The following is a 14,825-nucleotide window of genomic DNA, read 5'->3' as shown; positions in this document are numbered from 1 at the left end:
TCAACAACAAATAATTGTTGTTATGAAAATTTGATGCGTCAGTTTTTTATATTTTATCATTTTAATCAAATTTCGCGTGACTTCCTACATAATGCAGAAACTCCTGTCTCGTAATTGGATTCGTTCTGAAAATCCCACTCAATTCTGCTGTGATTGTAGAACTTGCGGTATCTTTTATCCCACGACAATTGACGCAAAGATGTTTTGCATCGATGATACACGCGACATTGTTTGTTCCCAAAGCTTCTTTCAAAGCATCAACAATCTGCATTGTCAATCGTTCCTGAACCTGCGGACGTTTGGCGTAATAATCCACGATCCTATTGATTTTAGACAAACCGATCACTTCACCACTTGAAATATAAGCAACGTGCGCCTTCCCGATGATCGGCAAGAAATGATGCTCACAGAAAGAATAAACTGTAATATCTTTCTCCACCAGCATTTGGCGGTACTTATATTGATTTTTGAAGGTTGAAATCCCAGGTTTATTTTCCGGAAGCAAGCCTCCAAAGATTTCATTCACGTACATTTTCGCCACACGCTTTGGAGAATCTTTCAGGGAATCATCGGTCATATCAAGACCTAATGTTTCCATAATCTCGCTAAATAAGCCTTCAATCTTCTTTACTTTTTCTTCCGGTTTCAGATCAAAAGCGTCTGGTCTGAGAGGCGTGTGATCTTTTCCTGTAAACAGATCATCATCATTGTCAGGAATGTGTTCCATAATATCATTAGTAATAAGAAGCAAAAATAAACAAAAAATAGATAGTCCGCCGAGACAAAATCTAAAGATTTGATTATAAAAAGAATAGATTTAGAAAGCATCTAAAAAACTAAAAAAAAATTGAAATGATTTGATTTTTTATATATTTGCACCAAATTAACATAATTAAAAATAAAATACTATGTCAGACATTGCATCAAGAGTAAAAGCTATCATCGCTGATAAGCTTGACGTTGAAGAAACAGAAGTGACTCCAGAAGCTAGCTTCACAAACGATTTAGGAGCTGATTCTTTGGATACTGTTGAACTTATCATGGAATTCGAAAAAGAATTCAACATTCAGATTCCAGATGATCAAGCAGAGAAAATTACAACTGTTGGTCACGCTATCGCTTACATCGAGGAAGTTGTAAATAAATAATATTTATTCAAGACAAAAAAAATTTATGGAATTAAAGAGAGTAGTTGTAACCGGCTTCGGCGCTATTACACCAATCGGAAATAACGCTAAAGAATACTGGGAAAGCCTTAAAATAGGAGCAAGTGGCGCTGCCCCGATTACTCTTTTTGATTCCACTAATTTTAAAACCAAGTTCGCCAGTGAGGTGAAAAACTTTGACCCGCTTAATTATTTCGATAAAAAAGAGGCGAAAAAGATGGATAGAAATTCTCAGTTTGGGCAGATTGCCGCAAGAGAAGCTATCGCTCACGGAAGACTTATTGAAGACAATGTCGATAAAAATCGCGTTGGTGTGATCTGGGGATCAGGAATCGGCGGACTGGAGACTTTTGAACAAGAAGTTTTAGGTTTTGCAGAATCCAAAGGCATTCCAAGATTTAATCCTTTCTTTATTCCAAAAATGATTGCGGACATTACGCCAGGAAATATTTCTATCGAATATGGTTTCCACGGGCCTAATTACACGACCGTTTCTGCTTGTGCCTCATCTGCCAATGCTCTGATCGATGCCAAAATGCTTATTAACTTAGGCAAAGCGGACGTCATTGTTTGTGGAGGTTCAGAAGCCGCTGTTACAGCGAGCGGAATGGGAGGTTTCAACGCAATGCACGCACTTTCTACAAGAAACGATGATCCAAAAACGGCTTCAAGACCTTTTGACAAAGACAGAGATGGATTTGTATTGGGCGAAGGCGCAGGCTGTATCATCCTTGAAGAATACGAACACGCAAAAAAACGAGGTGCAACAATCTATGCAGAATTAGCTGGTGGCGGAATGAGTGCTGATGCACATCACATGACAGCTCCACACCCTGAAGGACTTGGCGCTTATCTGGTAATGAAAAATTGCTTGGAAGACGCAGGTGTAACTGCCGATGAAGTAGATCATATCAACATGCATGGTACATCTACTCCACTGGGAGACATCGCAGAATCTAACGCGATTGCAAAATTATTTGGAGAACACGCCTTCAACATTCAGATCAATTCTACAAAATCAATGACCGGTCACCTTTTGGGAGCAGCTGGAGTTATTGAGGCCATTGCTGCATTGCACGCCATTATTCACGGCATTGTTCCACCAACGATCAATCACTTTACTGATGATGAGAACATCGACCCAAGATTGAATTTTACATTCAATACTGCAGTTGAAAAAGAAGTTAACATCGCAATGAGTAATACTTTTGGTTTCGGAGGTCACAACGCTTGCGTTCTTTTCAAAAAAATATAAAATGTTTTTATGGAGTTGAAAAATTATTTTTCTAAATTCCTTCCAAAAAACAGAGCACAAAAACTTTCGGAAAAAGATATTCTTTTTCGCAAAAATATTTCAAACATCGTAGGTTACAACATCCACGATCTCGAAATTTTTAAAGAAGCTTTTTCGTTGAAGTCTTCTTCAAAAAGCACGAATAAAAAAAATTACGAACGTCTTGAGTTTTTAGGGGATTCTGTTTTAGGAACCATTATTTCTTGTCATCTTTTTCAAACCTACCCGAATGAAAACGAAGGATTTCTCACGCAGATGAAATCCAAAATCGTGAACAGGAAAAACCTCAACAAACTGGGAGATGATTTGAAATTGAGTAGTCTTTTGCAGGAGGATACCAGCCAAACAATCCTTAGTGAAAATATATCGGGCAATCTTTTGGAAGCTTTGATTGGTGCACTTTATCTCGACATTGATTATGAATTCTGTAAGAAAATTGTGCTTGATAGAATCTTGACACCTTCGACAATCAATAAGTTGGAGAACAAAATTATCAGCTACAAAGGTCTTCTATTGGAATGGAGTCAGAAGAAAAAGATCCCGATCAAATATGAAACTTGCGAAGAGATTCAACCAAATAAGGCCACAGTTTTCCGTTGCCACGTGTGGCTTCACAATGAAAGAATTGCCAACGCAGTAGAAACTTCCAAGAAAAAAGCAGAGGAAAAAGCGGCGCAAAGAGCATTCTACGTTTTGAGTAAAAAAGAAAACATTATTGAGCATCAAAAAACAGTATCTTAAACTAGAAGAAGATCTATCAGAGATCAACGTAGGATTGATTCGGCTTGCAAAACCAATCCCAGAACACGAATTGTTTTTTTCCATCAATGAAATCAATACTTTCAAATTCAAAAGAGTTGAGGATATCCTGATAAAAGGCGAATATTTTGACCATTCTTTTTCAAGATATCAGGCTTATGACAAATCTTCGAAAAACTGTTACAATTTCATTTCCAACAAGTCTATTGTCTCAATTCAGAAAAAAGAGCAAAATCAGCTTTTTTCAGATGAATCAAATATTAAATTTTTACTAAATCTGCACCAAGATGTGGATTACATTTTAAGTAATTCTGATATGTTTGCGGAATTTTCGTTAATTTTGCTACCGGAAAATTTCGTGTTCCAAACTCAGGAATACCCATTGAGTTCTGAAGAAGAACTTTATCAATTAATTCAATATTATGAATAAAAACCTTAAAAAAACAAAAATCATTGCAACACTAGGTCCCGCTTCTTCTAGCAAGGAGACGATGATCCAAATGATCCAGGCTGGTGTTGATGTATTTAGAATAAACTTCTCTCATGCCGATTACGATCTGGTGATGAAAAATGTAAATATCATCCGTGAGATCAACAAAGAATATGGCTACTCAGTTTCTATTCTTGGAGATCTGCAAGGACCAAAACTAAGAGTTGGTGTCGTAAAAGAAGGATCTTTCCTTAATCCTGGAGACATTCTTACCTTCACCAATGAAAAAATAGAAGGTGACGCTACGAGAGTTTATATGACTTATCAGCAGTTTCCTCAAGACGTAAAAGTTGGAGAGCGAATCTTGATTGATGACGGTAAATTGGTTTTCGAAGTTATCGAAACGAATAATGTTGACACCGTAAGAGCAAAAACAATCCAAGGTGGACCATTGAGTTCTAAGAAAGGTGTGAATCTTCCTAATACAAACGTTTCTCTTCCTGCATTGACAGAAAAGGACATCGAAGATGCAAACTTTATGCTGGACAATGAGTTTGACTGGATTGCTTTATCATTCGTACGTCACGCTCAGGATATCATCGATCTAAAAGATTTGATGGCGAAACATCCAAATAATAAAATCAAAACACCAATCATCGCTAAGATTGAGAAACCTGAAGGTGTAAAAAACATCGATCAAATCCTTATGGAATGTGATTGCTTGATGGTTGCCAGAGGAGATCTAGGTGTTGAAGTTCCAATGGAGCAAGTTCCTGTAATCCAGAAAAATTTGGTGAATAAGGCTAGACTTTATGCAAAACCTGTGATCATTGCAACTCAGATGATGGAGACAATGATCAATATCCTGACGCCAACCAGAGCGGAAGTAAATGACGTTGCAAACTCTGTGTTAGACGGTGCTGATGCTGTGATGCTTTCTGGAGAAACTTCTGTTGGAAAATATCCTGTGGAAGTGGTTCAAAATATGGCCAAAATCGTTAAGAACATTGAAAGAACTGCGCTTTACGAAAAATTAAACCACGTTGTAGAAGAGAAAATCAATTGTGTAGATGAGCGTTTCATCACAGATAAAGTTTGTCGTTCTGCAGTTGATATTGCAAAATCTACAGGAGCAGAAGCAATTGTAACTTTGACTTCTTCTGGTTACACAGCGTTCCAAATCTCTGCACACAGACCTTCTTCTCACATCATCGTTTTCAGTAACAACAAACGTGTGATCACGATGCTGAACCTACTTTGGGGTGTAAGAGCTTTCCATTACGATATGGAAAAATCTACGGACGAAACTGTGATCCAAGTGAATATGTTGACGCATAATTACGGATTTGTAGAGCAAGGTGATTATGTCATCAACCTGAATGCAATGCCGGTTCACAATGGTGGAAAAACCAATACATTAAGATTATCTACGATTTAATTCGGATTTAAAATAACAACAAAGCCAACTCAAATGAGTTGGCTTTGTTGTTTTGATGAACTTCAGAGAAATTACTCTTTTATGATTTTCTTAGAAACCGTTCCAGTTTTTGTTTTTATCGTGATGATGTAAACAGAACTTGGGAATTTGTTCAAATTAATTGAGTGTGATTTTGAAGCTTTAAGATTTTCAAGGATTAATTTTCCATTCATATCAAAAAGAGCAATTCTTTCAATTTCATTTGGTGAAGTGATGTTTACAGCGTCTTTGGTTTTGGTAGGATAGATTTTGATTTCATCTTTATCAAAAGCAGAACTCGCCAAAGTCACTTTTTTGGTTCCAGTTGCAACCCAGGCAAAATCCTGATCAGCCAAATTTCCATCTTGATTTACCAATGTTCCTTTGTTGGTCACAATCACCTTATAGATGCCTTCTGGTGTAGGATTATCAATCACAACTTGCTCTACATTATCAACTAAATTATCACCTTTTGTAGCATTTGCATTGGGATTGCTGACATCCAATTTCCATGGATAATATATATTTCCAGACCCAACTTCTACAACGCGCAGATCCAAATCATTTACAATTCTGGAAGCGTGGTTGCTCTGCATATCAACATCATCTGTGAATGGCGTAATTGCAGGATCTACCCAAGAAATAGTCACTTTCAAAGGTTCATTGCCGGTTGCTTTGATTTCTTTTTCAAACGGAGTTCCAGAGGTTAGAGGCTTTCTTTCTAAATAAGAATTTTCTTCAAGTTTATTAATTAATACCTGAGCTGCTTTTTTTCCATCTATCAATCCCCAACCGTACCAAACATCTGGACCAGGTCTTCCTGCTTCGTTTGCAGTGTGCGTGAGCAAAGCTTTCATCTCATCAGCTTTGAAGATAAAACTACTATTTCCCGATATGTTTCTTTGAACCTGCGTAATTGCACCTGCTATGCCAGACACAACCGCTGCTGCGTAAGAAGTTCCGTAATTCAAAACATACAAATTAGTTGCATTTGGACTTCCTGTGGTATAATTTGCCATGATCATATCTACACCAACTGCTGACAGATCCGGCTTCACTGCGCCATCTTTTCTTGGTCCGGCACTACTGAAACTTCCCTTTATTACATCGCTAGCTTGCGTATATTTATGATCGGGCGTCGTCAATTGATGGACTGCTCCAACAGTGATGATGTTCTTGGCCAACGATCCGTAGCCAATGCAGTTGTAACCTAGGCTACAATTGGCTGCAGGAATAATATCTGTAGATTCAAAAGGAACATAAACCTTAAGTTGAGAATCATATTTGTATTTATTTTGACTGCCCGTTGGACCAAAACCATAATAATTCCCTGTTGACTTTATGATAATCTGCTGTGGTTGTTGGTAAACAATTTTATCAAAATTATAATCGTTTATGGCATAAGTTCCAGAATAAGTATCCAGTGTATTGAGCTCGTAATTCCCAACCCAGTACCATCCAGCGCCGGGATAGACTGGTGGACTTGCTGCCGTAATATTGGTCCAGCCAACGTTTACACCATAAGAATGGTTTGAAATATTAAGGTCTGGCAAAGTAGAAAGTTTCTGAAAATTATCACCAAGTGCTGTGTTTGCAAAACGGTAATTATCTGTAGTTGCTTTTGGCAAAACACCTTTTGCATTAGCTTTTGGATAAGCAACACTGGCTTGATTGAAAGTGCCTGTTGCAGTTCCATTACCTATCAAAACACTATTGACATTGGTCGCGTGGAAATGTTTCGGCTCTGTTGCCGCTTCTTTATTAATTGCTCTGCCGGTGGTAAACTGCTCGTGTGTGTCCTGAACTCTTCCTGCATCGAAAACAGTGATTTTAATTCCATCCCCAGTCACAGTTCCTGCTCCAGAGACATTTCCTGACTGCAACAAATCGACATTGGCTGTAGCGTTTGCTCCGGTTTCTTCGATTGAATAAAAAACAGGAATCTCTCCAACAAAACCCGCAAGATTTTGTTTAAGGCTATCTTTGACTTGGGCAGATTGTTTTGATTTTGAAAAAAAAGCATCAAACCTTTTCTCATTATTTATCCTTTGTTTTCCAAATTCATTTTTCAATTTGAGATCTTGTGCATTGGAAAAATAAAACGAACATAACATTCCTACACTTAGTACAATTTTCTTCATCTAAAAACTTTTTGCAAAGATAAAAAATTCAGTTATTTATCCTTGAGTTTCTTGTATGAAGTTTCGAAGTGAAGTTTCAGATTGCCAACATCTTCATTATTGCAATAACCATATTTCAAAATATTTTTGGTGTTATAATTTTGAAGCGAATAGAATAAAAATGAATTGATTTCCTGAAAATCCAATCCTAAAGACATGAAATAATCATCTGTCAAATTTTCCCGGATCCAATCCACCAGATCAGGAACCGTCCATTTGTTATCAATTTTACCAAAACCAATTCCACCACTCACGGGTTGTACAAATTCGCCTGGCTTTGGTTTCATTAATTCTCCACTGGATTTCGTTTTGAAATAAACTTTCAAATCATTATTGAGCGTTACTTTTTTCTTATTTTCATTGAATAATTTTGAATCTTTTCCAAGATTTCCAGATAACTTTTGTTGAACTTCTACTTCTTCTATTTCGATAGCAATTTTATTAATATTAATGAGTAATTCATTGTAATTTCTGACGGTCAATATTTTCCTTTCATAACCTTCTTTGACGATTCGAAGTTCATCTCCAATATTTGCATTAATAATAAATCCACCATCAAAATCGGAATATGTTTTTTCTTGAGAATTAATATTAATGATTAAAACCTGATTGACATTCACAGAATCAGATACAATTTTTCCTTTGATCTGTTGCGAAGAAAGCTGTTGTGAAATCAGTAAAAAGAAAGAGAATAGAAATATTTTCAAAGGCTATTTTTTATCAAAAATAAATTTAATTCCGGCTTTCAAATGACATTTAACCAGGATTAACTTTTTTGTGAACATTTAACAAAATCGGATTTCCAAAGCATTTTATTTCTCTGTTTAAAACCTTAACTTTACGCAAAATTACAATGTAGATGTACTTAGTTTTCGATACAGAAACCACCGGTTTACCTAAAAATTTCAACGCACCGCTCTCAGATTCAGACAACTGGCCACGAATGGTCCAGATTGCATGGCAGATCCACGATGACAATGGAAACCTGATAGAAAACCAAGATTACATCATCAAACCAGAAGGTTATGACATCCCGTTCAACGCGGCAAGAATACACGGAATCACGACTAAAATCGCTAATGAAGAAGGTCGAGATCTTGAAGAAATCTTAGTAGAATTTTCTAAAGCTTTGGAAAATATAAGAGTTGTTTCCGGACACAATGTGGAATTCGATTACAATATCGTTGGAGCAGAATTTTTCAGGAAAAACATTAAAGATAATCTTCAGGAAAAACCAAAAGCCGACACGATGATTCTGGGAACAGATTATTGCCAATTGGCTGGCGGACGTGGCGGAAAATTCAAATCGCCAAAACTGGAAGAACTTTACGAGAAACTCTACGGACATAAATTTGATGAAGCGCACAACGCTGCAGCCGATGTGAATGCGACTGCGCAGGTTTTCTTCGAAATGATGAGAATCGGCGTGATTCCAACGGATGTTTTGAAGATCAATGAAACGCAGTTAAAAGAATTTCAAAACCACAATCCAAACCCGATAAAACCTTTCGGAATCGTCATCAGAAGACAGGTTGCGAGTTTTAACAACAAGAAAAAACAATCCGACGTTGGTAGCATTGATGATATCGATCTTGGAAAATACTTCAATTTCGACAACCACAGTGTTTTCTCCACTTTGACGGCTACGACCAATATCAACGACCTTATCAAAAAAGCGACAGATGAGAATTATGCGGCCGTTGGAATGGTGGATATTGGCAATATGATGGGCGCGTTCAAATTCGTTTCTGCGGTTGAAGACACGAATTCCGGAAGAAATAAAAAGCACAAAGAATATTTGGCTAAAAAACAGGAAGCCGAAGAAAAAGGAGAAGCTTTCAACGAAGAAGAACCAATTACAGATCAACTGATTCCAATTGTTGGTTGCGAATTTTTCATTTCGAATCGATACGAGCAAAAGCAATTTACCAAAGATGATCCGGACAGACGGACGCAAATGGTTTTGCTGGCAAAAGATTTCAATGGTTATAAAAATTTGATCAAACTTTCCAGCATTGGTTTTCAGAAAGGATTTTACTTTGGCGTTCCAAGGATCAGCAGAGAATTGATCTCTCAATACAAAGAAGGATTGATCGCCTTGACTTCCGGGATCAACGGCGATATTCCGAATACGATCTTAAATATCGGAGAACAAAAAGGGGAAGAATTGTTCCAATGGTGGAAAGAGGAATTTGGTGATGATTTCTACGTGCAGATCCAGAATCACAATTTGCCCGAGGAAGAGCATTTGAATGAAGTTCTATTGCAATTTGCAGATAAATATAATGTCAAGATCTTAGCTCAAAACGAAACGTATTACACCAATAAAGACGATGCGAATATCCAAGACATTTTGGGTTGCATCAAAGATGGCGAGAAGCAATCAACGCCGATTGGCAAAGGTTTCGGAAAGAGAAAAGGTTTGACGACCAACGAATATTACATCAAAAGTCAAGATGAATTAAAACAAGCTTTTTTAAATTATCCAGACGCTTTCGAAGCTTACGAGGAGTTTTTAGCAAAGTTCAAACCTTATACTTTGAAACGTGATGTTTTGCTTCCGAAGTTTGACATTCCGGAAGAATTTATTGATCCAGAAGATGAAGCTGATGGCGGAAAACGTGGTGAAATGGCCTACCTGCGACATTTGACCTACGAAGGTGCGAACAAACGTTATCCGGTCATTACGCCTGAAATTCAGGAGCGATTGGATTTTGAACTGGAAGTTATCGCCAACACCGGTTATCCCGGTTATTTCTTGATCGTTCAGGATTTCTGTAATGAAGCTCGAAATATGGGTGTTTCGGTTGGTCCGGGTCGTGGATCGGCGGCTGGATCGGCAGTTGCCTATTGTATTAAAATCACTAATGTTGATCCGATCAAATATGATCTCCTTTTTGAGAGATTCCTGAATCCGGAAAGGGTTTCGATGCCCGATATCGATATCGATTTTGATGATGAAGGACGTGATAAAGTCATCAAATGGGTGGTTGAAAAATATGGTCAGGAACAAGTGGCGCAGATCATCACATATTCGGTTTTGGGAGGAAAATCGGCGATCAAAGATGCTGGTCGAGTTCTCGATCTTTCGATTCCAGAAACGAATATGATCGCGAAACTTATTCCGCCAAGTCCGGGAATGAACATTGCGAAAGCGCTTTCAAAATATGACAAGTTAAAACCGGAAGACCAGCAATTGGTGGATGAAATGAAGTTCATTCTTTCAAACTCCGATGATTCAAGATTCTCGGTTTTGGAAAGTGCGAAGAAAATGGAAGGTTGCATCCGAAATACGGGAATTCACGCTTGTGGTGTGATCATTACGCCGGAACCTGTTAGCAATTTGGTTCCGATCACGATTGCGGCGAAAGATGCGGACATTTTGGTTTCCCAGTTCGATAACTCGGTGGCGGAAAATGCGGGTCTCTTGAAAATGGATTTCCTTGGATTAAGGACTTTGACCATTATCAAAGATGCAGTGAAGCTTGTAAAAGAACGTCACGGCGTTGATATCGACCCAGATGAAATTCCGCTAGATGACGCCAAAACTTATCAATTATTTAAGGAAGGAAGAACAATCGGAATTTTCCAATACGAGAGTCCCGGAATGCAGAAGTATATGCGAGAACTGAAACCAACTGTTTTCGCCGATTTGATCGCGATGAATGCCTTGTATCGTCCAGGTCCTATTAAATATATCCCAAATTTCATTAACAGAAAACACGGAACCGAGGAGATCATCTATGACCTCGAAGAAACGAAAGAATATCTTGAGGAAACTTACGGGATCACAGTTTATCAGGAACAGGTAATGCTTCTGTCTCAGAAGTTGGCCAACTTTACCAAAGGTGAAGCCGATACTCTGAGAAAAGCGATGGGTAAAAAACAGATCGAAGTTCTGAACAAAATGTACCCGAAATTCATTGAAGGCGGAAGAAAGAACAACCTTGATGAAGAGAGGCTCGAGAAAATCTGGAATGACTGGAAAGCCTTTGCAGAGTACGCTTTCAACAAATCCCACTCGACTTGTTACGCGTGGATCGCTTATCAAACTGCTTATCTGAAAGCCAATTATCCAGCAGAATATATGGCGAGTGTAATGAGTAACAACATTAACAACACAGCTTCCATCACAATGTTTATGGAGGATTGCAAAGCTATTGGTGTTGATGTTTTGGGTCCGGATGTGAATGAATCTCAATATAAATTTTCGGTTAATGAGAAGGGTCAAATCCGCTTTGGATTGGGCGCTATCAAAGGAATTGGTGAAGGTCCGAGTGAGGCGATTGCCACCATTAGACAAAACGGAAGATATAAAAACGTCTATGATTTCTTTGAGAGAATTCCGCCTTCGCAAGTGAACAAAAGGGTTGCGGAAAGTTTGGTGACCGCCGGAGCGTTTGACGAATTGGACACGTATCACCGCGGACAATACTTCGACATCGACACTTCCGGGAAAACGAACATTGAAAGACTTTCGCGTTACGGACAGAGTTTCCAGGACAGCAAAAATGAAATGGATAATTCTCTATTTGCAGATTTTGCCGAGGAAGTTCAGATCGAACAACCGAAACTCTTGCCTTGCGCAGAATGGCCGAATATGCATAAACTTAATAAAGAGAAGGAAATCATTGGATTCTATTTATCAGCGCATCCTCTGGACGAGTTCAAATATCAATTTAAATTTATACAAGGCGTGCTTTCCAAAAAAGCGATCCTTGATGAGAAGAAAGACGAAATTCCAGTTTTGGATGAAGTAATCCCAATTCTTGAAACCGACAATACGCCTGATGAGGAAGTACCTGACATTTTGGTTTCTGATGAAGTCGGATTGGAAGATGAGATCATTGAAGAATCTGGCAAAAAAGCAGAGCCAAAAGGAAATTTCAACTTCCTGAATCTGGATGAAGTGGAAGCTTTCAAAGATCTGGCCTTTCCGCCAAAAGCGCCCGAACTTTTTGAAGAAAAGAAAAGCTGGAAGGACAAGATGAATGAAAAAGACAACACCAAAGAATACACAGTTGCGGGGCTGATCACGGAATATCGTGTGGCGGATGGTTTCCGCAGTGGGGAAAAAGTGGCGTTTGTTTTGCTGGAAGATTACACAGGCTCCTACTCTTTCCGATTGGGCGATAGAGATTATATGAGGTTGAAAGACAAATTGGAAGTTCAGCGCTTTGTCATTATGAAACTCAAATTCTCGCAAGGAAAAGACGGGCGGGTTTTTGTCAATGTGAATGATGTCTTGGAATTGAAAGAAGCGTTTGACCGATTTGCACGTAGTTTATCCATTGTAGTACCTCTCGATTCTTTGCGTAAAACTGATATTGAATTCTTTAGAGAGAAGATCATTGAGAATCACGGTGAGCAGAAATTGAATTTCTTTATAAAAAATCCAGAAGACGAGTCTGTTTTGGAAGTGGTGAGTATGAAACATCATATCAATATCAATGAAGATCTTTTGGAGGTGATTCATTCTATAAATAATTATGAAGTTTTTTTGAATTGACACTAAAAGTCAACTAACACAATTACTTATTGAAAAATATTTCATTGATAAAACCGAATTTTGTTTAAAATTCGGTTTTTATTTGAAGAAAGACAGCTAAATAAACTTTAACTCATAAAAAATCTAAAAAAAATACATTTTTACCATAAAAACATTGCTTAATTTAAATAAAGTTCATTACATTTGTTTGATTAATATAAATTAAACAATTATGAAGAAATTTTTACTCTCGTGCTCATTAGCACTAGGACTCAGCGCAAATGCACAAAATGTGGTTTTCCAAGACGGTTTTGAAGACTACACGAATTTTAGTATCACTAATGTAGGAAGCTGGACTTTAAGAGACATTGATCTTAAAACAACTTATGGGATAACTTCTGGGGGTGCTCCTGTTGTTTTTGCAAATTCAGGGGTCGCAAAATCTTTTCAGGTTTTCAATGCTTCTGCCACAATCCCAGCATCCACTGCTGGTTTTACTCCTAGAACCGGAAATAAATCATTGGCATGTTTTAATGCGGATTCGGCACCTTGGAATGATGACTGGTTGATTACACCAAGAGTTGGAATCCCAGGAAGTGGTACTTCTTCAGTTAGTTTTTGGGCAAAAGCAGCAAATGCATTGTACGGGCTTGAAAAATTTCAAGTATTTGTATCTACAACAGGAACTCAAGTTGCAGATTTCACTTCAATATCTCCAGTTATAGTAACAGTTGCTGATACTACATGGCGAGAATTCACTTACGATTTGAGCGCATATGAAGGACAGCAGATATATATTGGAATTCGTTGTACTTCCGATGATCAATTTGCACTTTCAATTGATGATTTCCGAGTAACTTCTTCCGTGGCACCGACTACTGCCCCAAGTTGCGTATTATCAGTTCTACCAGCAAACGGATCAACTGGTGTAAATCCAACACCAGCTACAGCACTCAACTCAGGGCTTTTCCTTTCTTGGGCTGCTTCTTCCTACGCAACTTCTTACGATGTATATCTTGACACGAATGCAAACCCTACAACTTTGGTTGGCAATTTTATCGGAACAGGATTCGCACCGGCGAGTAGTTTGGCTCCAAACACAACATATTACTGGAAAGTCGTTCCCAAGAATGCAATAGGAGAAGCTTCCACTTGCACCATATACTCATTCACTACAGGCGCCACTCCACCACCACCTATAACATATTGCACGAATGGATCCATATACCCATCAGCCGCTTTAGTTCCTTCCACATGTAATGGCACGACGGCAGTAAATTCACCAACTGATGCTTGGGCTGGTGAATATTCTAATGTAACTGTAGTAGCAGGTAGAACTTATAAATTTGAAACTATCGGTCAACCGTCTTACTTTATCACTATTGCTAATGGTACTACAGGCGTTGCTTCTGGCACAGGAACCGTAACATACACAGCAACAACAAGTGGGACATTAAGATTTTACAGTCATGTGAATACCGCTTGCGGAACTGCCATGACAAATCACGTAAGAAGAGTAACATGCATGGGTACATTGGCAGTTACCGATGTTGAAAAATCTAGTCTCTCTGTTTATCCAAACCCATTCACAGACGTACTTAAAATCTCTGATGTGAAAGGTGTGAAATCCGTCTCTGTAAATGACATCTCCGGAAGAGAAGTTAAATCTCTTGCACCATCTGCAGAACTTAATCTTTCTAACCTTAAAGCCGGTTTATATATCGTAAACCTTAAAATGGAAGATGGAAGCGTTAAAACTTTCAAAGCTATCAAAAAGTAATTCTTTAGAATTATAATTAATAATTAACCGTCTCACTTTGCAGTGAGACGGTTTTTCTTTTTAAAAACAAATTCAATTATTCAATCTATTACAATAAAACGGAATCACTAATATTAATTCAAAAATACCCACGTATTATTGAAAAAATAATTATATTTGCCATCGGTTAAATAAAACTAAATAATTATGAAGAAATTTTTACTATCGTGCTCTTTAGCATTGGGTCTTAGCGCAAATGCACAGACAACCTTCTTTACAGAAGATTTTGAAAG

The 14,825-nt window shown here is 38.0% G+C and carries 10 protein-coding genes; 7 read left to right on the top strand and 3 right to left on the bottom strand.

The window, feature by feature from the left end:
- Nucleotides 1-61: 61 nt before the first annotated feature.
- The gene (folE, locus tag IO90_RS10705; protein ID WP_034966330.1) at nucleotides 62-727 is read right to left on the bottom strand and encodes a GTP cyclohydrolase I FolE; all 666 of its coding nucleotides are present in this window, start codon (nucleotides 725-727) and stop codon (nucleotides 62-64) included.
- A 181-nt stretch (nucleotides 728-908) separates the two neighbouring features.
- Here folE and IO90_RS10700 point away from each other — a divergent pair, with 181 nt between their 5' ends.
- From IO90_RS10700 to pyk, 5 genes are read left to right on the top strand one after another with little or no spacing between them, the layout of a single operon-like run.
- Nucleotides 909-1,148, top strand: a complete 240-nt coding sequence (locus IO90_RS10700) for an acyl carrier protein (RefSeq protein ID WP_002976354.1) — start codon at nucleotides 909-911, stop codon at nucleotides 1,146-1,148.
- Between the two features lie 25 nt (nucleotides 1,149-1,173).
- A complete protein-coding gene (gene fabF / locus IO90_RS10695; protein WP_034966324.1) occupies nucleotides 1,174-2,421 on the top strand; it encodes a beta-ketoacyl-ACP synthase II in 1,248 nt (415 codons plus the stop codon).
- 9 nt (nucleotides 2,422-2,430) lie between these two features.
- Nucleotides 2,431-3,201: a ribonuclease III gene (gene rnc, locus IO90_RS10690; RefSeq protein WP_034966321.1), complete on the top strand. Its 771-nt coding sequence runs from the start codon at nucleotides 2,431-2,433 to the stop codon at nucleotides 3,199-3,201.
- Complete coding sequence (locus tag IO90_RS10685) at nucleotides 3,176-3,649, top strand: IPExxxVDY family protein (RefSeq protein WP_034966320.1); 474 nt, start codon at nucleotides 3,176-3,178, stop codon at nucleotides 3,647-3,649. Before rnc ends, IO90_RS10685 begins: the two co-directional genes overlap by 26 nt.
- Nucleotides 3,642-5,087, top strand: a complete 1,446-nt coding sequence (pyk, locus tag IO90_RS10680; protein ID WP_034966318.1) for a pyruvate kinase — start codon at nucleotides 3,642-3,644, stop codon at nucleotides 5,085-5,087. The genes IO90_RS10685 and pyk overlap by 8 nt, the downstream gene beginning before the upstream one ends.
- Before the next feature lie 71 nt (nucleotides 5,088-5,158).
- Here pyk and IO90_RS10675 read toward each other — a convergent pair whose 3' ends face one another.
- Both IO90_RS10675 and IO90_RS10670 read right to left on the bottom strand, forming a co-directional pair.
- A complete protein-coding gene (locus IO90_RS10675; protein WP_034966316.1) occupies nucleotides 5,159-7,246 on the bottom strand; it encodes a S8/S53 family peptidase in 2,088 nt (695 codons plus the stop codon).
- Nucleotides 7,247-7,278: 32 nt separating this feature from the next.
- Complete coding sequence (locus IO90_RS10670) at nucleotides 7,279-7,992, bottom strand: hypothetical protein (RefSeq protein WP_051878545.1); 714 nt, start codon at nucleotides 7,990-7,992, stop codon at nucleotides 7,279-7,281.
- 152 nt (nucleotides 7,993-8,144) lie between these two features.
- Here IO90_RS10670 and dnaE point away from each other — a divergent pair, with 152 nt between their 5' ends.
- Nucleotides 8,145-12,794, top strand: a complete 4,650-nt coding sequence (gene dnaE / locus IO90_RS10665; protein WP_034966313.1) for a DNA polymerase III subunit alpha — start codon at nucleotides 8,145-8,147, stop codon at nucleotides 12,792-12,794.
- Nucleotides 12,795-13,005: 211 nt separating this feature from the next.
- Nucleotides 13,006-14,553 (top strand): T9SS-dependent choice-of-anchor J family protein, encoded by a 1,548-nt coding sequence (locus IO90_RS18385; protein ID WP_051878540.1) that lies wholly within the window; start codon nucleotides 13,006-13,008, stop codon nucleotides 14,551-14,553.
- Nucleotides 14,554-14,825: the final 272 nt, after the last annotated feature.

The sequence above is a fragment of the Chryseobacterium sp. FH1 genome, from assembly GCF_000735135.1.
In the GTDB taxonomy this organism is placed as follows: domain Bacteria; phylum Bacteroidota; class Bacteroidia; order Flavobacteriales; family Weeksellaceae; genus Epilithonimonas.
Note: the sequence above shows the minus strand (reverse complement) of the source record. Positions and strands in the feature narration are given on the sequence as shown.